Annotated in this window: 20 protein-coding genes; 13 read left to right on the top strand and 7 right to left on the bottom strand. The window is 61.9% G+C overall.

Features of this window, described 5'->3' with window-relative positions:
• Positions 1-16 precede the first annotated feature (16 nt).
• From J3P81_RS13590 to J3P81_RS13570, 5 genes are read left to right on the top strand one after another with little or no spacing between them, the layout of a single operon-like run.
• Positions 17-1,708 carry a putative porin gene (locus tag J3P81_RS13590; RefSeq protein ID WP_434559111.1) on the top strand — a complete coding sequence of 564 codons (1,692 nt, stop codon included), beginning with the start codon at positions 17-19 and terminating at the stop codon, positions 1,706-1,708.
• Between the two features lie 16 nt (positions 1,709-1,724).
• Positions 1,725-2,372, top strand: a complete 648-nt coding sequence (locus tag J3P81_RS13585; RefSeq protein WP_434559109.1) for a DNA repair protein — start codon at positions 1,725-1,727, stop codon at positions 2,370-2,372.
• Positions 2,373-2,406: 34 nt separating this feature from the next.
• Entirely contained in the window at positions 2,407-2,889 is a 483-nt protein-coding gene (locus J3P81_RS13580) for a YbjN domain-containing protein (protein WP_434559107.1), read from the top strand.
• Positions 2,890-2,894: 5 nt separating this feature from the next.
• Positions 2,895-3,860 (top strand): peptidylprolyl isomerase, encoded by a 966-nt coding sequence (locus J3P81_RS13575; protein ID WP_434559105.1) that lies wholly within the window; start codon positions 2,895-2,897, stop codon positions 3,858-3,860.
• Positions 3,861-3,901: 41 nt separating this feature from the next.
• Positions 3,902-4,861, top strand: a complete 960-nt coding sequence (locus J3P81_RS13570; RefSeq protein ID WP_434559103.1) for a LysR substrate-binding domain-containing protein — start codon at positions 3,902-3,904, stop codon at positions 4,859-4,861.
• A 21-nt stretch (positions 4,862-4,882) separates the two neighbouring features.
• On the opposite strand, the gene mqo is transcribed toward J3P81_RS13570, so the two are convergent.
• Positions 4,883-6,532 carry a malate dehydrogenase (quinone) gene (gene mqo / locus J3P81_RS13565; RefSeq protein WP_434559101.1) on the bottom strand — a complete coding sequence of 550 codons (1,650 nt, stop codon included), beginning with the start codon at positions 6,530-6,532 and terminating at the stop codon, positions 4,883-4,885.
• A 220-nt stretch (positions 6,533-6,752) separates the two neighbouring features.
• On the opposite strand from mqo, the gene J3P81_RS13560 reads away from it, so the two are divergent.
• Positions 6,753-7,538 carry a DeoR/GlpR family DNA-binding transcription regulator gene (locus J3P81_RS13560; protein ID WP_420763770.1) on the top strand — a complete coding sequence of 262 codons (786 nt, stop codon included), beginning with the start codon at positions 6,753-6,755 and terminating at the stop codon, positions 7,536-7,538.
• Between the two features lie 91 nt (positions 7,539-7,629).
• Positions 7,630-8,556, top strand: coding sequence for a Gfo/Idh/MocA family protein (locus tag J3P81_RS13555; RefSeq protein WP_434559099.1), 927 nt, complete (start codon positions 7,630-7,632; stop codon positions 8,554-8,556).
• A gap of 71 nt (positions 8,557-8,627) precedes the next feature.
• Here J3P81_RS13555 and yghU read toward each other — a convergent pair whose 3' ends face one another.
• The gene (gene yghU, locus J3P81_RS13550) at positions 8,628-9,467 is read right to left on the bottom strand and encodes a glutathione-dependent disulfide-bond oxidoreductase (protein WP_434559097.1); all 840 of its coding nucleotides are present in this window, start codon (positions 9,465-9,467) and stop codon (positions 8,628-8,630) included.
• A gap of 331 nt (positions 9,468-9,798) precedes the next feature.
• Here yghU and J3P81_RS13545 point away from each other — a divergent pair, with 331 nt between their 5' ends.
• Complete coding sequence (locus J3P81_RS13545; protein WP_434559095.1) at positions 9,799-11,853, top strand: 2Fe-2S iron-sulfur cluster-binding protein; 2,055 nt, start codon at positions 9,799-9,801, stop codon at positions 11,851-11,853.
• 19 nt (positions 11,854-11,872) lie between these two features.
• On the opposite strand, the gene J3P81_RS13540 is transcribed toward J3P81_RS13545, so the two are convergent.
• On the bottom strand, positions 11,873-12,778 hold the full coding sequence (locus tag J3P81_RS13540) for an AraC family transcriptional regulator (RefSeq protein ID WP_434559093.1): 906 nt from the start codon (positions 12,776-12,778) through the stop codon (positions 11,873-11,875).
• A 110-nt stretch (positions 12,779-12,888) separates the two neighbouring features.
• On the opposite strand from J3P81_RS13540, the gene J3P81_RS13535 reads away from it, so the two are divergent.
• Both J3P81_RS13535 and J3P81_RS13530 read left to right on the top strand, forming a co-directional pair.
• Positions 12,889-13,236 carry a carboxymuconolactone decarboxylase family protein gene (locus J3P81_RS13535; protein ID WP_030140590.1) on the top strand — a complete coding sequence of 116 codons (348 nt, stop codon included), beginning with the start codon at positions 12,889-12,891 and terminating at the stop codon, positions 13,234-13,236.
• A gap of 122 nt (positions 13,237-13,358) precedes the next feature.
• Positions 13,359-13,913, top strand: a complete 555-nt coding sequence (locus J3P81_RS13530) for a DUF488 domain-containing protein (protein ID WP_434559091.1) — start codon at positions 13,359-13,361, stop codon at positions 13,911-13,913.
• Here J3P81_RS13530 and J3P81_RS13525 read toward each other — a convergent pair.
• Complete coding sequence (locus tag J3P81_RS13525) at positions 13,877-14,848, bottom strand: DMT family transporter (RefSeq protein ID WP_434559089.1); 972 nt, start codon at positions 14,846-14,848, stop codon at positions 13,877-13,879. The genes J3P81_RS13530 and J3P81_RS13525 overlap by 37 nt on opposite strands.
• Before the next feature lie 74 nt (positions 14,849-14,922).
• Between J3P81_RS13525 and J3P81_RS13520 the strand changes: the two genes are divergently transcribed.
• Positions 14,923-15,777, top strand: coding sequence for a LysR family transcriptional regulator (locus J3P81_RS13520; RefSeq protein ID WP_434559087.1), 855 nt, complete (start codon positions 14,923-14,925; stop codon positions 15,775-15,777).
• A 19-nt stretch (positions 15,778-15,796) separates the two neighbouring features.
• On the opposite strand, the gene J3P81_RS13515 is transcribed toward J3P81_RS13520, so the two are convergent.
• Together J3P81_RS13515 and J3P81_RS13510 are read right to left on the bottom strand one after the other, a co-directional pair.
• The gene (locus J3P81_RS13515; RefSeq protein WP_434559085.1) at positions 15,797-16,069 is read right to left on the bottom strand and encodes a YceK/YidQ family lipoprotein; all 273 of its coding nucleotides are present in this window, start codon (positions 16,067-16,069) and stop codon (positions 15,797-15,799) included.
• Positions 16,070-16,169: 100 nt separating this feature from the next.
• The gene (locus J3P81_RS13510; protein WP_434559083.1) at positions 16,170-17,378 is read right to left on the bottom strand and encodes an MFS transporter; all 1,209 of its coding nucleotides are present in this window, start codon (positions 17,376-17,378) and stop codon (positions 16,170-16,172) included.
• 116 nt (positions 17,379-17,494) lie between these two features.
• On the opposite strand from J3P81_RS13510, the gene J3P81_RS13505 reads away from it, so the two are divergent.
• Positions 17,495-17,953, top strand: coding sequence for a winged helix-turn-helix transcriptional regulator (locus J3P81_RS13505; RefSeq protein ID WP_434559081.1), 459 nt, complete (start codon positions 17,495-17,497; stop codon positions 17,951-17,953).
• A 15-nt stretch (positions 17,954-17,968) separates the two neighbouring features.
• Here the strand turns inward: J3P81_RS13505 and J3P81_RS13500 are convergent, their stop codons facing one another.
• On the bottom strand, positions 17,969-18,715 hold the full coding sequence (locus J3P81_RS13500; RefSeq protein WP_434559079.1) for a substrate-binding periplasmic protein: 747 nt from the start codon (positions 18,713-18,715) through the stop codon (positions 17,969-17,971).
• 217 nt (positions 18,716-18,932) lie between these two features.
• Between J3P81_RS13500 and J3P81_RS13495 the strand changes: the two genes are divergently transcribed.
• Positions 18,933-19,628 carry a tRNA (adenine(22)-N(1))-methyltransferase gene (locus J3P81_RS13495; RefSeq protein WP_434559077.1) on the top strand — a complete coding sequence of 232 codons (696 nt, stop codon included), beginning with the start codon at positions 18,933-18,935 and terminating at the stop codon, positions 19,626-19,628.
• The last annotated feature ends 35 nt before the right edge of the window (positions 19,629-19,663 follow it).

Below are 19,663 nucleotides of genomic sequence, written 5' to 3'. Positions count from 1 at the left end.
ATTAGGAGTTGTGTTCATGATCTGCAAAATCAATCGAGTGGCGCTGGGCGTCGGCCTGGTGATCGCCAGCCTGGCGGGCAGCGCGTTGGCGCAGACACCCTCGCAGAACGCGACGGTCAATCTGATTCGCCTGTTGGTGCAACAAGGCGTGCTCAAGCAGGACCAGGCGCAAGCGCTGATCGATCAGGCCGAAGCCGAGGCCGTGCAAGCCCGGCAGGCCGCCGCGACTGCCGCGCCAGTGCCAGCGCCCGGCGCGCCGGGGGAGGTGCGGGTGCAATACGTGCCGGCCATCGTTCGGGAACAGATTCGCGACCAGGTGAAAGCCGAAGTGATCGCCCAGGCCAAACAGGAAAACTGGGCCCAGCCCAACACCTTCCCCGACTGGGTCTCACGCATCACCTTTGAAGGCGACGTGCGCTTGCGCAACGAGTCGCGCTTCTACTCGGGCAGCAACAGCAACGAGATCGTCGACTTTGCCGAGCTCAACAACAGCGGGCCTTATGACGTCAACCCCAACAGCGGCTCGCAACTTCCGCCGTTGCTCAATACCCGCGAAGACCGCGAGAACATGCTGCGCCTGCGGGCTCGCATGGGGATGCGCGCCGCGCTTTCGCCGCAATGGACAGCGGCTATCCGCCTGGGCACGGGATCGGACAGCAGTCCAGTCTCCACCACCCAGACCCTTGGCGGCGGCTTTGACAAAAAGGACCTGTGGCTCGATCAGGGCTACCTCAACTATCGCCCCACCAAGGAACTGAGCTTCACCGGCGGGCGCATGCCCAACCCGTTCATGTCCACCGATCTGCTGTATTCCAACGACCTCAATTTCGACGGCTTGGCCGGCTCGTTCAATCACCCGTTGAGCCGCGACCTGGCAATGTTCGGCACCCTCGGTGCGTTCCCGGTGGAGTACAGCTCCGACAGCGCGTCGAGCGATGGTTTCAACAAGGAAGACAGCGAGAACAAGTGGCTCTACGGCGCCCAGCTTGGCGCGACCTGGGCGTTTGCGCCGGACAACAGCATCAAAGGGGCACTGGCTTACTACCAGTTTGACGACATCGAAGGGCGGCGCTCCAACCCTTGCGCTATCTACGACGGCGCGCCGGCCTGTGACAGTGACGAAACGCGTCCGGCGTTCATGCAAAAGGGCAACACCCTGATGGAACTGCGCAACCTGGTGCCTGACCCTTCCGCGCCGACCACCTCGCCGCAGCCACAGTTCGTGGGCCTGGCCTCGGAGTTCAACGTGCTTGACCTCAACCTGGTGTGGGACACCTTGCTGTTCGACGATCTCAAGCTGCGCAGCCAGGGCAACTACCTGGTCAACCTTGGTTACGACGAAGGCAAGATGCGCAAGCGCTCGGCCGGTGCGCTGGTCAACAACGTGGACGAAAACGGTGACATCGAAAGCGGCGATACCGCCTGGATGCTGCAGTTCACCCTGGGCAGTTCCCTGGACCTGAAGAAGCGCGGCGATTGGAACCTGTTCGCCGGCTACAAATACATCGAGCCGGACGCCTTGCCGGACGGCTTCAACGACTCCTCGTTCCACCTCGGCGGCACCAACGCCAAGGGTTATTTCCTCGGCGGCAACTACGGCATCGAAGATAACGTCTTCGCGACCGCGCGCTGGTTGAGCAGCGAAGAAGTCTACGGCGCGCCGTTCGATATCGACGTTCTGCAACTTGAGCTCAACACGCGCTTCTAGCGCCGGGAGAGACAGCATGAAAAAGTCATTTCATCCCGCGATCCACGCCGTGGTGCTGCTGTTGGGGCTCGGTGCAGCCCTGGGCGCATCGGCGCAAACCTTGGAAGAACGCCTGCGTGCCCAGTTGCGCAGTACCACTCAACAGCTGCAAACCTTGCAGAGCGAACAGGCGCAAGGCGCCGCCGCGCGCCAGGCAGCACAAACCGAGCTGAGCGCGGCACAAGCGCAAATCAAGCAACTGACCGCCGAACTCGCCAAGGCCCGCAGCCAGAGCGAACAACTGGGCGCGCAACAGGACGCCGTACGCAGCAGCGCCCAGGCGCAGATCGCGGCCAGTACCGAGCAGGTCGGCAAGTTCAAACAAGCTTATGAAGAGCTGCTGGGCCGCGCACGGGGTATAGAGGCAGCGCGCGCCACGCTGCAAGCCAGCCTGACCAGTCGGGACAGTGAAGTGCAGCAGTGCGTGGCGAAAAACCAAGAGATGTACGGCATCGCCAAGGAGATCCTCACTGCCTACGAAAACATCGAGGTCAGCGACGTATTGAAGATCCGCCAACCCTTCGCCAGTGGGGCACGGGTGAAGTTCGAAGAATTGGCGCAGCGCTACGGCGATGCGCTGTACCAGACCCAGTTCGATGCCGCCAAGACCACTGCCGGCAACTAACCATTGATCAAATGACCATAAGGAACATCCTGTCATGACCGCACAGACACTGATCCATAGCATCACTCCCGAGCAACTGGGCGAATTACTGCAAGCCGCCGGTTATCGTGTCAATCGTACCGAGCAAGGCGCCGTGGTTCAGTTGTTGAGCGCCAGCCAGGGCATTGGTTTTGCCGTGCGTTTCGGCAACCCGGCCGCCACCGAGGGCAGCTATGTCGATTTCACGTTCAGTTGCGCGTTGCGCATCGAGGGCCAATTGCCTGACGGTCTGGTCCAGGTATGGAATGCCAGCCGCCGCTTTGCCCGCCTGAGTCGCCAGGGCGATTTCCTGGTGATGGAAATGGATGCCATCGTTGCCGCCGGTGTCAGTGAAGACCACGTGCGTGGCGTGCTGGAACTATGGGACCGCCTGTTGCAAGAGTTCGTGGTGTACCTGCGCGACTACAGCCAGCACGCACGCGAGCAGCACAAAGACGGTGCGGATGTAACGCAGGAAGCTGCGGTCGAAGAGGTCTGATTACGATGAACAGGTTTAGTAGACTGGCTGGCATCAGTGCGGCTGTCCTGATGCTCGGCGGCATTGTGCTGACGGTGATCTCCAACCCTGACGGCGTATCCCAAGCCTCGGTGCCTGCGGCACAACCGAAACCCGCCAGAGCCCCGGCCGAGGCTGCACCGGCCGTGGCCAGTCTGGGCGAACTGCAACTGAGCAGCGCCGAGCTCAACGCTGTGTTGAGCGCGCTCACACCGCAGGTGCGCGAGCAGCTGCGCGGCAATCGTGGTGCGCTGGAGGGGTGGGTCCGAGCGCGCCTGGCAGAGAAAGCCCTGTTGCAGCAGGCCGACGCCCAAGGTTGGCAGGAGCGTCCGGACATCCAACAGATGACCCGCGCGGCCACCGAACAGATTTTGCTGCGCACTTACTTGCAATCCGTCAGCCAGGTCCCCGCCGACTATCCGGATGACCAAGCCCTGCAACAGGCTTACGAGAGCGCCAAGGACAAGCTGCGAAGCCCGGCGCTGTACCGAGTCAGCCAGATTTTCATCGCGGTTGAGCCGGGAGCCAACGAAGAACCGCTGCGCAAGAAAGCCACCGAGCTGGCTCGTCGTGCCCAGGCCCCCAACGCGGATTTTGCCGACCTCGCCCGGCAGTTTTCCGAGGACCAGGCGACGGCCCAACGCGGCGGTGACAGCGGCTTGCAACCGTTGCAACAATACGTGCCGGAGATGCGCCAGGTCTTGAGCCGACAACGGGTCGGCAGCGTCTCCGACGCGTTGCGTAGCCAGGCGGGTTTTCACATTCTCAAACTGACCGACATGCAGCCGGCACGCGCCGCCAGCCTGGATGAAGTTCGCGAACAACTGCGCGAGGCGCTGCGCAATCAGCGGCAGGAACAAGTGGCCAGGGCCTATATGGAAGGGCTGGTGAGCAAGGCAACGCTGAGCATCGATGGCGCGCAACTGAATCAGGCATTGGAGTCTGTTCGTTAAGCGGTCCGGCAATTCGAGGGTCACCTTAGGGAGGAGGGCGTATGGCGTTGGAGGAGGTTGATCTCATTCACGAGTGTGCGCGGCAGGCCACCTCGGTAGGTACCGATGTCTTGAACGGCTTCAAGGATCTCCAGGCATTGGAGTTCTTCCTGGTGGCGGCCCGTTGCAGCTGTTTTATGCAGGCGGCGCGGAGCCTCAACGTCAAAGCTTCGGTGTTGCGCAAAAAACTTTCGCGGCTATCGAGCCATTACGGGCGTCCTTTGTTCGAGCACCGAGGCAATGCGCTGGTGCTCAGCCAGGACGGTCGTCATCTGCGCAGCCAGTTGCTGGCCCACCGTGCGTTGCTGGCATTGCCCGGCACGTCCGACGAGGACCCGGCGCTGGTTCGTGTGGCCGTGGCGGAGCCCTTGTTGCATGACATCCTTAATCGCGACCTGCTCGGCTTCCTGCGCCAGCACGCCAACGTACGCCTGAACCTGCTGCGCCTCGACAGCGAACCGGTCGAGGCGGATGTCATCGTCTGGCTCGCCGACTCGCAAGTCGTGGCTCCGACGCTGTCGTTTCCGGTGGCCGAGCTCAGTTGTCTCGCCGAACTGGAATACATTCCGCACATCGCCAAGCGTTATTCACGGGAAGCGAGCCGCCCGCGCAGCCTGGTCGAACTGCAGGACTACATGTTGGTGAGCCTGCACAGCTACGCGGATATTGCTTCCCTGCAGCCTTGGAATAGAGCAGTCGAGGCGCGTCGTTCTGGCGTCACCCACGTGAATTCCTATGAACTGATGCGCAAGATGATCCAGTGGAGCGCTTGCGTGGGCCTGCTGCCGCATTACGTAGGCGCGCTCGAAAAAAACCTGCAGCCGCTACCCGAGCTGTTCGGCCGTGACATGACGATGCAGGTCTGGATGGCCGTGCACGGCGACGAAGCACACCGGGAAGAAGTCGCCCGGCTGGCGGCGCTGGTCCGCGCGGCGTTTGAGGAACACCGGGAATGGTTCTAGCCCGTGCCGGCCAGCCCTCCTTCACAACGCCAGGTCCGGGTCGGAGTCGCTGTGCTTCTGGCCCACCGGATCGCTGTTGGTCGGAGCCTTCGGCTCACTGTTGCCACGAATATCCGGTGGCGGTGTCAGTTGTAACACGTCGCTGGTGTATTTCCATTCCTCGTAGACACGGTCAGGATCGTCGTTGAGGCGTGTCCCATAGCTGGGCACGATCTGGTGCAGCTTTTGCTGCCAGGCCGGGGAGGCGACCTTGTCCTTGAAGACCCGTTGCATCACTTCAAGCATGATCGGGGCCGCCGTCGATGCGCCAGGGGACGCGCCAAGCAGGCCGGCGATGCTGCCGTCCTGGGAGGCCACCACTTCGGTGCCCAACTTCAGCACGCCGCCTTTTTCCTCATCGCGCTTGATGACCTGCACCCGTTGGCCGGCTTGCCAGAGGCGCCAGTCTTCCTGCTTGGCCTGGGGGAAATACTCCTGCAAGGCCTTGAAACGATCATCATCCGACAGCATGAGCTGGCCGGCCAGGTATTCGACCAAGGGGTATTGCTCGATGCCGACCTTGGTCATGGGCCAGACATTGTGCGTGGTCATGCTGGTGAACAGGTCGAAGTAGGAACCTTCCTTGAGAAACTTGGTGGAGAAGGTCGCAAATGGCCCGAACAGGACGACGCGCTTGCCGTCCAGTACCCGCGTATCCAAATGAGGCACCGACATCGGCGGCGCGCCGGTGGACGCAATCCCGTAGGCCTTTGCCATGTGTCGTTCGGCAACGCTGGGGTTCTCGGCGACCAGGAACGAGCCGCCGACCGGGAAGCCCGCGTATTCGTCAGCCTCTGGAATGCCTGACTTCTGCAACAGATGCAGGGCGCCGCCGCCTGCGCCGATAAACAGGAACTTGGCGTCGGTGGCGCTCGTTTCGCCGTCCTTGAGGTTCTTGTATTCAACGTGCCAGGTACCGTCGTCATTGCGGGTGATGTCGCGCACTTCGCTGGACAGCTTCAGGCTGAAGTTGGGTTTGCTTTGCAGATAGCTGACGTACTGGCGGGTGATTTCACCAAAGTTCACATCGGTGCCGATCGGCGCCCAGGTGGCCGCGAGCTTTTGATTCGGATCGCGGCCTTCCATCATCAAGGGCACCCACTTCTTGATCTGCTCCGGGTCTTCCGAATATTGCATTGGGCGGAACAAGGGGCTCGCCTGCAGCGCTTCGTAGCGTTTGCGCAGGAACCTGATGTTGTCGTCACCCCATACAAAGCTCATGTGCGGGGTGGAGTTGATAAACGAACGGGGGTTTTTCAAGACGCCGCTCTTGACCTGCCACGCCAGGAACTGCCGGGTAATCTGGAAGGCCTCGTTGATCTCGATGGCCTTGGTAATGTTGACGTTGCCTTGGTCGTCCATCGGCGTGTAGTTCAGCTCGGCCAGCGCCGAATGGCCGGTGCCGGCGTTATTCCAGCCGTTGGAGCTTTCTTCGGCCACGGCATCCAGGCGTTCGACCATTTCCATCGACCAGCCCGGTTCTAGCTCGTTGAGCCATATGCCCAGGGTTGAACTCATGATGCCGCCGCCCACCAGCAGCACATCGACTTTTTTCGTTTCCGCGGCCTGGGCACCGTTGACGCTCAATGAGAGGGCGACGCTCAGCAGGGTCGCAATGATTGCAGTGTTCATAGTTCCATCCTCGGCGACCGAGGAAGTCGCTCGTTAACGAAATGACGCAACCGACCTTGTGTTGACTGGCGTCACGGGGCGCTGTTCAGCGACCCGGCGGGAGAGGGTGACGAAAGGTGATTCAGCCTGGGCTGCGGCGGGGGTTTGACGACCCGAACAAGACCCGGCATATTGTGCTCGTTTATGTTTATTCATGCTCGTTTATGCAGGTTGTGATGTCATGAGCGCCACTCACGAAGTATTTCCCGGCGAGCGCCAACGCTTGATCAGTGAGCGACTCGCCGTCTATGGCCGGGTCATCGCGGCGGACCTGGCCAGCGAATTCAATGTATCCGAACACTCGATCCGCAGGGATCTAGGGGCATTGGCGGCGGCAGGCTTGTGCAAGCGCGTCTATGGCGGCGCGATTCGCCTGCCGGCGGCCGAAGCGCCCATAGACGTTCGGATCCATCAGGATCCGGCGCGCAAGGACGACCTTGCCCGGACGGCGGCATCGTTGCTCAGCGCCGGTCAGCACGTCTTTCTCGATGCCGGGTCGACCAACCTGGCCATTGCCCGTGCCATCGATCCAGCGCTGCGCTTGACCATCAGCACCAACTCGCCCTTGATCGCGGTGGAGTTGATGAAACTGCCCAACGCCGAGGTCATCCTGCTCGGTGGCCGTCTGAACCCTGTCGCCGGTGGTGCGATCGGGCTGGCGGCCGTCCAGCAATTGCGCCAGTTCAATTTCGACCTGTGTTTTGTCGGCGCCTGCGCCATCGACCCGGACAATGGCGTGACGGCGTTTGGCCTGGATGACGCCGAATTCAAGCGTGCGGTGGTCGCGGCGAGCGGTCAGGTGGTCGTGGCGGTTACCAACCAGAAGCTGTCCAGCGTTGCTCATTACCAAGTGGCGACGTGTGAAGAAGTCACCGCGCTGGTGGTGGAACACGATGCACCCCATGAGCGGCTCGACCCCTTCCTGGAGCGCATCGCCAAGGTCATCAAAGCCCCCGCCAAGACATAAGATGCTGCAACGGGCCACGAGCCCATTGTCCGACAAGCGTTTTACGTCTAGTTTGCTGCCCCATCATAAGTACAAAAGTCAGGAGTCATCGATGCAACCGATCCGTCTCGGTCTGGTGGGCTACGGTAAAATTGCCCAGGACCAACACGTGCCCGCTATCCGCGCCAACCCTGCTTTCGAGTTGGTGGCGGTCGCGACCCAAGGGCAGCCTTGCGCTGGAGTGGAGAACTTCCAGTCCCTGGGGGAGCTGCTGGACAAAGGTCCGCGCGTCGATGCGGTCGCGTTTTGCACGCCGCCCCAGGGCCGGTTCGAGCTGGTGCGGCAGGCGCTGGAGGCGGGTAAACACGTCCTGGTGGAAAAGCCGCCGTGCGCCACATTGGGCGAGGCCATGGCGTTGGTGGACCAGGCGCATGCGGCAGGCGTCAGCGGGCTGTTTGCCTGGCATTCGCGTTATGCGCCCGGCATCGAGGCGGCCCGCGACTGGCTTGCCAGCCGCACGCTGCAAAGCGTCCAGATCGATTGGAAGGAAGACGTGCGCAAATGGCACCCCGGCCAGGCATGGATCTGGCAACCCGGCGGCCTGGGCGTGTTTGATCCGGGCATCAACGCCTTGTCCATCGCCACCCACCTGTTGCCGCTGTCATTGTTCGTCGGGTCGGCCGAACTGCGGGTTCCCGACAACTGCCAGTCGCCCATCGCCGCGAGCATCAAGATGTCGGACGCGCGCGGTCTCGATATCCGCGCGGAGTTCGATTTCGACCATGGTCATGATGAGCTCTGGAGCATCGAGATTCGTTGCGCCGAAGGCACTTTGCGCTTGGACAACGGCGGTGCGCTGCTGAGCATCGACGGCGTGCGCCAGGTCGTGTCGCAGGAGGGTGAGTACGCGGCGGTGTACCGGCACTTCCAGCAACTGATCAATGACAAGGCGTGCGACATGGACCTGCAACCGCTGCGCCTGGTGGCGGACAGCTTTTTCGTCGGCAGCCGTACCTTGGTCGAGCCGTTCTACGACTGAAATACCCCATGCCGGGGGTATAGCAGAGCTTCCATGGCGAGCGAGCTTGCTCCCTCGCCATGGCGCCTTGCCTAGCCCAAATCCTGCGCCCGATGCCGCTCCGGCACCTGGCTCGCCTCATCGCCCCAGGTCCGGTTGACACGCTGTCCGCGCATGACTGCGGGCCGCTGGGCGATTTCCTCCGCCCAGCGCTGCACATGGGTGTACTCATGGGCGCTAAGAAATTCGGCCGCCGAGTACACGTTGTTCCGCACCAGTTGGCCATACCAAGGCCAGACCGCGATGTCGGCGATGGTGTACGCCTCGCCGGCCAGGTAGCGGTTTTCAGCCAGGCGACGGTCCAGGACATCCAGTTGGCGCTTGGCTTCCATGGTGAAGCGATTGATGGGGTATTCCAGTTTGTCCGGCGCGTAGGCGTAGAAATGGCCGAAACCACCGCCCAGGTAAGGGGCCGAGCCCATCTGCCAGAACAACCAGTTCAGGGTTTCAGTGCGGCCGGCCAGATCGCTGGGCAGCAAAGCGCCGAATTTCTCCGCCAGGTAAAGCAGGATCGAACCGGACTCGAACACACGGGTCGGCGGCTCGACGCTGCGGTCCAGCAGGGCCGGGATCTTGGAGTTCGGATTGACCTCGACAAAGCCGCTGGAGAACTGGTCGCCTTCGCCGATGCGAATCAGCCAAGCGTCGTATTCCGCGCCGGTGTGCCCGAGGGCCAACAGCTCTTCGAGCATGATCGTGACTTTCACGCCATTGGGCGTTGCCAGCGAATAGAGCTGCAAGGGATGCTCGCCGATCGGCAAGTCTTTTTCGTGGGTCGGCCCGGCGACAGGCCGGTTGATGCTCGCGAAGTGGCCACCCGAGGGGGCCTCGTGTTTCCAGACTTTGGGTGGAACGTAAGACGCTTGGCTCATGAACGTACCTTATCGTTGAGTGCACTTGTTCCGGGACGAAGCCACGACACGTTTGCGCTATGGCTGGCGTCGAGACGTGGACTCTAATCTATGGGCGCTCTGTCAGGCAGACAAGGGCAACCGACAAGATAAGTCGAGTCGACGGCGCAGCGCTTTGAAGGGTCATTCCATTTAATGAAACAGTGGATTTCAATCCATGCGTATTCCTGCGCCACCGCTTTGGGCAGAAGATGGCTCCACCTCATGCACCGTTCGCCATCGGTGTGATGGACCCTCCCTGACCAATGCGCATTCAACCCCGTTGCAAAACGGGGGGCGCGAGGAGTAGCTGATGAACGAAGCCACCAAAGCACAATCTTCGCCCTGGCATGAAGGGGAGTTGACCTTGCAGCGCTCCGTCGGGGCGGTTGAGATGATGGCCGGCGTCGGTCAGCGACAACTGGCGCGTACCTGGATGCCGGACCAGCATCGGGAGTTCTACGGGCAATTGCCGTTTGTGGTGCTTGGGGCAGTGGATCGTCAGGGCGATGTCTGGGCGACTCTGCGCACCGGGCAGCCCGGCTTCATGAATTCACCAGATCCTGAAACGCTGCATATCCATTTCGATCCGCAGCCTGAAGACCCGGCCCAGGAAGGGCTGGGCGAGGGCGACGCCATCGGCATGCTGGGTATCGAATTGCACACCCGTCGGCGTAATCGCATGAACGGCGTGGTGCGCCGCGAGCTTGACCAGGGCCTGGAGATTTCGGTGACCCAGGCCTATGGCAACTGCCCGCGCTACATCAATCTGCGCCAATACCGCTTCGTCGATGAGCAGCCTGCTGCCTCACGTGAGCTGGAAGTAGCCGATCCTTTGGTTCGTCGTCTGGTCACCGCGTCAGACTCGTTCTACATCGCGACTTACGTGGTACGCGACGGCGAACGGCAGGTCGACGCCTCCCATCGCGGCGGCAAGCCCGGTTTCGTGCGCATGGACGAGGACGGGACGCTGACCATCCCGGATTTTTCTGGAAACCTGTTCTTCAACACGCTCGGCAACATCCTGCTGAACCCACGCGCAGGCTTGGTGTTCGTCGATTTCCAGACCGGCGACCTGCTGCAGATGAGTGGTTCGGCGCAGGTGGTGTTGGAAGACCCGCAGATCGCCGCGTTCCAGGGCGCCGAACGGTTATTGCGGTTCACCCCGCAGCGCGTGGTCTACCGTTCGACGGCAATACCGTTGCGCTGGAAGGATCAGGCTGAAGGCGACTCGCCCAATTCACTGATGACCGGCAACTGGGAACAGACTGCCGAACGCTTGCAGGCCGAGGCCCTGCGTACCCATTGGCGTGCGCTGCAAGTCACGCGAGTGGTGGACGAAAGCCACAACATCCGCTCGTTCTATCTGCAAACCACCGACGGTGCCGGCTTGCCCCGGTTCGAGGCCGGGCAGCATCTGCCCGTGCGGGTGTTGTTGGAGGGGCAGGGCGTGCCTTCGATCCGGACGTACAGCGTGTCCAGCGCGCCCTCGGATGATTTCCTGCGCATCAGCGTCAAGCGTGACGGCGCGGTCTCTTCGCATCTGCATGAGCAGATCCAGGCGAGCCACGATATCGAAGCCCGGGCGCCACAAGGTCATTTCACGGTGGACGCCACCGAGCGCCGGCCGTTGGTGCTGCTGGCGGCGGGCGTTGGCATCACGCCGCTGTTGTCGATGCTGCGCGAGGTGGTCTATCAAGGAAAACGCATCAGCCGCATGCGTCCGGTCTGGCTGGTGCAAAGTGCCCGGCACGTGGCCGACCTGGCCTTTGGCGAGGAAATCGATGAGCTGGTGGCGCGTGCCGGTGACAAAGTGAAAGTGCTGCGCCTGGTCAGCCAACCGCCCGCCGACGGCAAACCCGGGCAGGGTTATGACGTGGCCGGACGAATCGATGTGGCGCTGCTCAAGCAACTGCTGCCGCTGGACGACTACGATTACTACCTGTGCGGTCCGGGCACGTTTACCCAGGCGCTCTACGACGGCCTGCGCAAGCTGCGTATCCCGGATGATCGCATTCACGCTGAAACCTTTGGTCCGTCTACGCTGGTGCGCGATATCGAGGTCCGCGTACCGGCCGCCGAACAGGTGCCGGCGGCGACTGAGGCGGTGAAAGTGCTGTTCTCCGGTTCGGCCAAGGAAGCCCGCTGGGAACCCGGCAGCGGGACGCTGCTCGAGCTGGCCGAGGCCCGCGGCCTGAATCCGGAATTCAGTTGCCGTGGCGGTTCCTGCGGTACCTGCAAAACCCGCATGACCCAAGGTCAGGTGCACTACCTGACCCAACCCGCCGAGCCCGTGGCCGACGGCGAAGTGCTGATCTGTTGCGCGGTACCGGCCCAGGGCAGCGAGCCTTTGGTATTGGAGGTTTGAAACCGGCGATGCAAGCTGACTAGATCGTCCGCCTTACACGTCCCGGCGCCTCGCCATAGACCTCTTTGAATTTCTTGCTGAACGCCGCCTGGGATTGATAGCCGACCTGTGCGGCGATATCGCTCAAGCCCAGATGCGAATGGCTCAGCAGGCTGAACGCCAATTCCATGCGCACCTGGGTCAACAGCACCCACGGCGAGACGCCGGCCACTTTGACAAACGCGCGCATGAAGTTGGCCCGGGACATGCTCGCCAGTTCTGCCAGGCCCTGAATGGTCCAGTCATGGGCGGGGTCATCCAGCATCGCCTGCCAGGCGCGGCCAAGGCGCTTGTCAGTCAACAATGCAAGCGAGCCGCTGTCCTGGCCGTGATTGGCCAGGTGCGCCCGCAGGATCAAGGTGAACAGAGCCTGGGACAACGCATCCAGCAAAAATCGCGCGCCTACCTTGTTGTCGTCCGCTTCGGCGCGAATCACCTCCACCAGCCCCTGTAGCGGACCATTGGCGGGCAGCGCGCCGCTGGGAATCACCAGGTACTCAGGCAGCGATGCGAACAGCAGCGAGGCACGATTGAAGTGGAATCCGCCACAGATCATGTCCAGTTCCGCGCTGGCGCCACCGATGCGGTGGACCGGCAGCGTGCCTCCGTTGATGATTTTCGGCGAGGTCGGCGCCACGGTTTTTCCGGGGCTGTGCATGACGTGTCGGGCGCCCCGGGGTAATAGCAGGATGTCGCCGGCGCGCATGGGCAAACGCTGGCCGTCGGGGAACTCCACCCGGCATTCACCCGCCAGCACGATGTGGTAGGGCGCATTGCCGAGGGCTTGCTGTTCGCGGTGCAGGGCCCAGTCACCCTGGAACTGGCAACGCAGATCCAGGCTGCCGCGCACGTTCGCCAGGCTGATGAGTTTATCGATGGCATTCATTTGAGCGTTTCGCGACAAAAGCTGAGCGGATCGAACAAACCCGACCCGCACCCAAGTGGAAAACTGAGGGCGTTGAAACAGTACACCCAACCCACTCAGGAGTTAATGCCATGTTCAATAATTGGTCCGAATTGTTGCCTACCATCCAGAAAGCCTTTGGTGCCCTGGGCCGCAGCAACCCGAAAATGGTCAAGGCCTATATGGCCCTTGGCGAAGCCGCCAGCGAAAATAATGTACTCGACGCCAAGACTCGAGAGTTGATTTCCCTCGCTGTGGCGATCACCACTCACTGCGACGGTTGCATCGGCGTGCATACCGATGCCGCGATCAAGGCCGGCGCCAGCCGCGAAGAAGTCGCCGCCGCCCTGGCAACCGCTATTTCGTTGAATGCTGGCGCAGCTTATATCTACTCGCTGCGGTCGCTGGAGGCGTACGACACGCTCAAGCAACCGGCTTGATTGCGCGCTCTGCAAAGCCCCGGGCATGTTGTCGTGCCCGGGCTTTTGTGACTGGCGTGTTGGGAAACTAACGTGCGGCGCAGTTGTTCCTATAAAAACGCTCAGCTGAATCCGGATCCGTCATGGAAGAACCCAGCCTTTACACGATCGGTCATTCGACCCGAACCCTCGAGCAATTCGTGGACATCGTAAAAAGCTTCGATGTCGAGATGATCGTAGACGTCAGGACTGTTCCGAGATCCCGGACGAATCCTCAATACAACCTCGATACGCTTGCGGGGCTGTTGGAGCCGCACGGGTTGAAGCATGAGCAGATACGGGAGCTGGGCGGCCTGCGAAAAAAATCCAGGACGGTAGCCGATGAGGTCAACGGATTCTGGGAAAACCGCAGTTTCCACAATTATGCGGATTACGCGCTGTCGGACGAATTCGAGACGGGCCTGGACCGCCTCCTTGCGCTCAACCAGGCACGCCGATGCGCCATCATGTGTGCGGAAGCGGTCTGGTGGCGTTGTCATCGCCGCATCATCACCGATTACCTGCTGATTCGCGGTGTCGACGTCTTCCATATCATGGACAAGGACAAGGCGACCCGGGCGGCGTTGAATCCGGCGGCACGACGCTCCGAACTGAAGCTGACCTACCCGGCGGTTTCCGATTCGGCAGCCGTTCCGTGAGGTTGTTTGCCTCGCGCCTCACGCGCTTCCCCTCGCACAACCAATCCGATCCCGACAGCAGACACCGCCATCCCCAGCGCCATTTGCCATGACAGCGGTTCGTCGAACATCGCCCAGGCCCATACCATCGTGATGGGCGGGCTCAGGTAAAGAACGCTGGCGACCCGGGTCGCCGAGGCCCGGCGCAGGCATAGCCAGTAGAGTCCATAGCCGCCCATCGTCGACAATCCGGCCGTCCATATGACGCTCAGGGCGAACCCGGTACTGGGTATCGGCGCCAGACTGCCTTGCACGCCTTCGATCAGGGCAAAGGCCAGGCCCGAGACACAACATTGCAACCAGAGGTTCGGTAGCAGGCCCATGGATTGCGAGGCTGGCAGGTGTTTTTGCCAGAGCGTCGCCGCAGCGAGCGACAACATGCCCAGCAGTGGCAGCCCGTAGACCCACAACGGCGCGCTGCCCCACCCGAGCGCGCCATGGGTGCCCAGGGCAACGCCCGTCAGGCCTATGAACAAACCTGCCCAGACCCGCGGCGCCATGCGCTGCCCCAGGATACCCGCGGCCATCAGCGCCAGGCCCATCGGCAACAAGTCGGCGAACAAGGCGGCCAGGCCAGCGGGCACACCCCAGGCAATGCCCTGGGTAATACCAGCCAGGTAACCCGCCATCGCCAGCAGTCCGATACCGGCGTTTTTCAGGAGGGTGACGAGGGCGGTACGCCTCAGTTGCCGGACGACGAAAGGAAACAGCAGGAGCGTGACCAGCACGCAACGCCAGAACACCACAAGCAGCGGCGGGGCGTAATCGATGGAGAATCGCGCGCCGACGAAGCCGGAGCTCCAGGCCACGAGTAATGCCGCTTCGAGCAAGGGCAACGGAATCAGCCAATACGCACTGGGCGGCAACGAGCGGGTGATCGATTTGGTCGGGTTCATGGTCACAGGCTACGAAAGCCGACTAATCTAATAAATCAAAATATCGTGCAGCACTGGTTTAAAAAGGTTGAATCATGACAGCCATACTGGATATCGAACTGATCCGGACGTTTCATGCAGTCGCGCGCCTGGGCAAGTTCAGCGGCGCGGCGCAGCAGCTCCACAAGAGCCCGGCAGCGGTGAGCGTGCACATCCAACGATTGGAAGCAGTCGCCGGGGGCCGTTTGCTGGACCGTGACAATCAGTCGGTTTCCCTGACCGCCCTGGGCAAGCGCCTGCTCGTGTCCACCACGGAGCTGCTCGCGACCCATGACCGCGTGCTCGCCGACCTACACGGGACACGGCTGGCGGGGCGCGTCACCCTGGGCGTGCCGGACGAATACGCCGATCATGTCATTCGCGACATTCTGCCGACATTCACCGCAGCCTGGCCAAACGTGGTCCTCGAACTCAAGACCGCACCCAGCTATGCGCTGCGCGAGTATGTCCAACGTGCAAAACTGCAGGCCGCCGTACTCACCCAGCCAATGGACCAGCCTGAGGCGGCGGGCCAGATCCTGGTCACCACCACGCCGGTTTGGGTAGGCGCGACCCATGGGGCGCCGAGCGCGACGGACCCGCTCCCGCTGGCCGTGCATGCGGCGCAATGCCCTTACCGCCAAGTCATGCTGCAGGCGCTGCGGCAAAGCGGGCGCAAGGTGCGAATCGTCCTGGAGAGCCCCTCGAACCAGGCCATCAAGGCATGCGTGGAAGCCGGACTGGGAATCAGCCTGATCGACCGCGCCCGGGTGACGGAGAACATGCGCATCCTCGAGGGTTTGCCGGTGGTGCCCGATCATGAAGTGGTGTTCGTGCGCTCCCAGGCCTCACACGCCGATGAAGCGGTAGATCTGTTGGGCAAAGCGATCCAGCAGCGCTTTCGACTGTAAGAACAGGAGGAGGCGACGGCTATTCTTCCGCCGGCCTTATGTGAAAGATGGTGTAGGGCAGGATAAGCGTATCGGCGACAAAACTGAGGGGCAGATCGATGGCCGCGAGCGGCGCAAACGCACTGGCGTACGTCGCGTTATCCTCCGTCGCCGCTTCCTTGAGCACCTGATAATCGAAATACGTACCGCAATAAGGCTGCACACCGCAGAGCGACCCGGGGCCAAAGGTTTCGTTGGCCGTTGCGCAGCCGGTCAGCATTGCGATGGTTAGAGCCGCTCCGATGATGCGCATGGCGTTCCCTCGATATTGGAGCGCGACTGTAGCATTTGTGACGGGTGAGTCGGTGCCTTGATCGAAAGCGCCTCGCAGCTCGCCGCGCACAAGTTATCGATCACGCCGATTTCTGTTCAGCGCACCCGCCCCGATGAATCGAAACGCCCCACAAACCCAACGCTACAACACTGATCGACCCACCCAGCCAACTGACCGCGGCCCAGCCCCACAGCGCATAGGCCTGGGTCGCGGCGGCGGCACCCAGTGCGCTGCCGATCGAGTAGAAACACATGTAGGCGCCGACCATGCGGCTTTGCGCGTCGGGGCGTGCGGCGAGGATGAGGCTCTGGTTGGTGACATGCACGGCTTGTACGGCGAAGTCGAGCAGGACCACGCCGAAGACCAGGGCGATCAGGGAGCTTTCGGCGAAGGAGATGGGCAGCCATGAGAGCACCAGCAGACCCAGCGAAAGACCCGTCACGCGTTGCCCCAGGCCTCGATCGGCCCAGCGACCGGCTCTCCGAGCCGCCAGCGCGCCGGCAACCCCGGCCAGGCCAAACAGGCCGATGGCGGTGTGGGAAAGCGACAATGGCGGGGCACTCAACGGCAGGACCATGGCGGTCCAGAGGACGGAAAACGCGGCGAAGATCAGCAGCGCGAACAGCCCCCTGATTCGTAACAGCGGTTCGGTCATGAACAGTTGGAACAGCGAGCGGATCAGGGCCGGATAGGGCTGCCGATTTCCCGGTGACGCCGTGGTGGGTGCCACTTTCCAGAACACCGTCGCGATGATCAGCATCAGTCCCGACGACACAAAATAAACCGCACGCCAGCCGGCGAGGTCGGCGATGAACCCCGAGATGAATCGCGCCAGAAGTATGCCCATCAGGACTGCGCTGGTGAGGGTGCCGACGGTCTGGCCTCGTCGGGACGGTGCCGATAGCACGGCTGCATAGGCCACCAGCACTTGGACGACGACCGCGAGCAGGCCCGTGGTGATCATGGCGCCCAGGAGGATGAGCCAATGCTGGGATGCGCCGACGACCGTCAATGCGATCACGGACAACGTCACCAGGGTCAGGATCAGCCGTTTGCCGTCGATCCTGTCGCCCAGCGGGACGATAAAGAGCAAGCCCAATGCGTATCCAAGCTGGGTGGCCGTGACCACGATGCCGATCGAGGCGGGAGCGACGCCCAGGCTCTCGGCCATCGAGGCTAGGAGGGGTTGGGCGAAGTAGACGTTGGCGACGGCCAGTGCGCAGGTGATGGATAACAGGGATGTGAGGGCTGGGGACAGGCCTTGGCTTGGGATGATGTGTGCGGTCATGTGCGCCTTCCAATCTGGTTGCAATTAAAAACCGGATTGGATTTTTGCTTGAATGGGTTTTAATTTGCAACTAGTTTGGTGGAGCTACTCCCCTGCGTCAGCAAACAGGAAACCCAATGTCAGAAAACACCCCATCGCCCAACAGCGAATGCCCGGTAGCCCGAACACTGGAAATCATCGGTGACCGCTGGTCGCTCATGATCATCCGCGATGCCTTCGACGGCATTCGCCGCTTCAGCGAATTCCAGAAGAGCCTGGGCGTTGCCAAGAACATCCTCGCATCGCGCCTCAAAGGCCTGGTTCAAGTCGGTGTATTGCGCGTGCAGCCCGCATCGGACGCAAGCGCCTACAAGGAATATGTCCTGACGGAAAAAGGCCAGGAAATCTTTCCAATCGTGATCAGCCTGCGGCAGTGGGGCGAACGGTTTTTGTTCGCCGAGCACGAGACGCGGTCGGTGCTGTTGGACAACGCCTCTGGCGAGCCGTTGATGCCCATCGAGGTCCGCGCATTGAGCGGCCAGAAATTGCAACCGGGGGATTGCCACAGGGTGAGACGCATCGCCGCCGAGCCGTGACTCAGGCGCGTTGCTTCAGGGCTGGGGAGGCTGCTCATAGCGTTGCTGGATACGCGCCAATTCGCCAGACCGACGCAGTTGCTCCAGCGCGTTGCTCCAAGCGGTGATCAGTTCATCGTCACTGTCGGTGCTGAAGGCGATGTACAGCGACGAGCGGTAAAGCTCGATGGGAATCTTGCGCAGGGTGCCCGGCGCGATGTCCAATTGGCGGCTGTAATACGCCACTCCGGCCGCGGTGTCGCCGACGATGATGCTGGTTCGTCCGGCAAGCAGCATGCGGTACAGCAGCCTGCTTTCGGTCGCACTTTTGTCCAGGTTATTGAACCCCAGCGATTGCAACGTCTGCGGCACCAGGCCCGCGTGCCGCGTGGTGACCTGGGGAGCGCGCAGCAGTTGTTCGAGAGAGTTGATCGGCGGCGAGCCGGCCAGTTGGTAGGCGTGGATGGATTCCTCAACGATCGGGCCGACCCATTTGTACAATGGCTCACGCTCCGGTGTGCGGAACAGCGAATACATGATGGTCTTGGGCCGGTTCTTCAGGATCTGCGTGGCGCGCATGCTGGGTTGCACCGACATCTCGAAATGATCGCCAGTCAGCGCCATGATGGCCCGGACGATTTCCGTGGTCATGCCGGTGAGCCGATGGTTCTCCACATAGTTGTAGGGTGCCCATTCCTCGGTGACGACCTGATATTGCCCGTGTGCGGTTGCCGGGCCGAGCAACAGGCTGAGCAGCACTGCGGCAGGCATCGAATACTTCACGTGTTCTCCTGATCAACGGTTCGCTGTTGCTGGCGAACCCAAGACAAGCATAGACCCAAACACGTGCCGGGCATCGGCGGCTGCTTCGTTATGCGAGCGATGCCTCAGTTCATTGTCGCAAGCGTGGCCGGTAGCAACTTTTACATTCCATCGCTGATAAAGTGGGCGCCCCGCCAAGACAGCGGCAGCATAAGCAACGCAAAACAGGATTGAACGCTTGAACGAACAGACATTGTCCATGCGCCTTGAACGCGTGGCGGGGCTCGTGCCGACAGGGGCGCGCCTGGCCGATATCGGCTCGGACCATGGCTATCTCCCGGTGGCGTTGATCAAGCGTGGGGTGATCGCGGCGGCGGTGGCGGTAGAGGTGGCGTTGACGCCGTTCCGCGCGGCTGAGCGCACCGTGCGTGAAAGCGGCCTGGACGAATGGATCAGCGTGCGCCTGGCCGACGGCCTGGCGGCGATCGAACCGGCGGACGGCATCACGGCGATCAGTCTGTGCGGCATGGGCGGCGAGACGATTCGCGACATTCTTGACAGCGGCAAGTGTCGCCTGAGCGGTCGGGAACGCCTGATCCTCCAGCCCAATGGCGGCGAACAGCCCTTGCGCCAATGGCTGATGGACAACGACTACCGCATCCTGTGCGAAGACGTATTGTGGGAAAACCGCTTCTACTACGAAATCATCGTCGCCGAGCGTGACGGGCCGGTGATGTACAGCGCCGAGGAGCTGTACTTCGGCCCGCTGCAAATGCAGGCCCGCAGCCCGGTATTCCTGGCCAAGTGGCAACGCATGCTGCGCCTCAAGCACAAGACCCTGGCCAATTTCGCCCAGGCGCAGCAGGCCGTGGCTGAAGAAAAAGTACAAGAGGTCGCGCGGCAGGTGCGGTGGATCAACGAGCTGCTGGCGTGAGCCCAGCGAATCTCGATGACATCCTCGATCCAATC

The organism is Pseudomonas sp. R1-6 (genome assembly GCF_051132115.1).
In the GTDB taxonomy this organism is placed as follows: Bacteria; Pseudomonadota; Gammaproteobacteria; order Pseudomonadales; family Pseudomonadaceae; genus Aquipseudomonas.
The sequence above is the reverse complement of the archived record's forward strand: the minus strand, read 5'-3'. Positions and strand labels throughout refer to the sequence as shown.

Excerpts from the sequence above, each read along its gene's own strand:
- J3P81_RS13505 (WP_434559081.1), top strand. The coding sequence starts at position 17,495 with ATGTCAGAAAACACCCCATCGCCCAACAGCGAATGCCCGGTAGCCCGA.
- J3P81_RS13540 (WP_434559093.1), bottom strand. The coding sequence starts at position 12,778 with ATGAATGCCATCGATAAACTCATCAGCCTGGCGAACGTGCGCGGCAGC.
- J3P81_RS13575 (WP_434559105.1), top strand. The coding sequence starts at position 2,895 with ATGAACAGGTTTAGTAGACTGGCTGGCATCAGTGCGGCTGTCCTGATG.
- J3P81_RS13530 (WP_434559091.1), top strand. The coding sequence starts at position 13,359 with ATGGAAGAACCCAGCCTTTACACGATCGGTCATTCGACCCGAACCCTC.
- J3P81_RS13570 (WP_434559103.1), top strand. The coding sequence starts at position 3,902 with ATGGCGTTGGAGGAGGTTGATCTCATTCACGAGTGTGCGCGGCAGGCC.
- mqo (WP_434559101.1), bottom strand. The coding sequence starts at position 6,532 with ATGAACACTGCAATCATTGCGACCCTGCTGAGCGTCGCCCTCTCATTG.
- J3P81_RS13535 (WP_030140590.1), top strand. The coding sequence starts at position 12,889 with ATGTTCAATAATTGGTCCGAATTGTTGCCTACCATCCAGAAAGCCTTT.
- J3P81_RS13555 (WP_434559099.1), top strand. The coding sequence starts at position 7,630 with ATGCAACCGATCCGTCTCGGTCTGGTGGGCTACGGTAAAATTGCCCAG.
- J3P81_RS13560 (WP_420763770.1), top strand. The coding sequence starts at position 6,753 with ATGAGCGCCACTCACGAAGTATTTCCCGGCGAGCGCCAACGCTTGATC.
- J3P81_RS13510 (WP_434559083.1), bottom strand. The coding sequence starts at position 17,378 with ATGACCGCACACATCATCCCAAGCCAAGGCCTGTCCCCAGCCCTCACA.
- J3P81_RS13515 (WP_434559085.1), bottom strand. The coding sequence starts at position 16,069 with ATGCGCATCATCGGAGCGGCTCTAACCATCGCAATGCTGACCGGCTGC.
- J3P81_RS13525 (WP_434559089.1), bottom strand. The coding sequence starts at position 14,848 with ATGAACCCGACCAAATCGATCACCCGCTCGTTGCCGCCCAGTGCGTAT.
- J3P81_RS13585 (WP_434559109.1), top strand. The coding sequence starts at position 1,725 with ATGAAAAAGTCATTTCATCCCGCGATCCACGCCGTGGTGCTGCTGTTG.
- J3P81_RS13580 (WP_434559107.1), top strand. The coding sequence starts at position 2,407 with ATGACCGCACAGACACTGATCCATAGCATCACTCCCGAGCAACTGGGC.
- J3P81_RS13545 (WP_434559095.1), top strand. The coding sequence starts at position 9,799 with ATGAACGAAGCCACCAAAGCACAATCTTCGCCCTGGCATGAAGGGGAG.
- J3P81_RS13590 (WP_434559111.1), top strand. The coding sequence starts at position 17 with ATGATCTGCAAAATCAATCGAGTGGCGCTGGGCGTCGGCCTGGTGATC.
- yghU (WP_434559097.1), bottom strand. The coding sequence starts at position 9,467 with ATGAGCCAAGCGTCTTACGTTCCACCCAAAGTCTGGAAACACGAGGCC.
- J3P81_RS13520 (WP_434559087.1), top strand. The coding sequence starts at position 14,923 with ATGACAGCCATACTGGATATCGAACTGATCCGGACGTTTCATGCAGTC.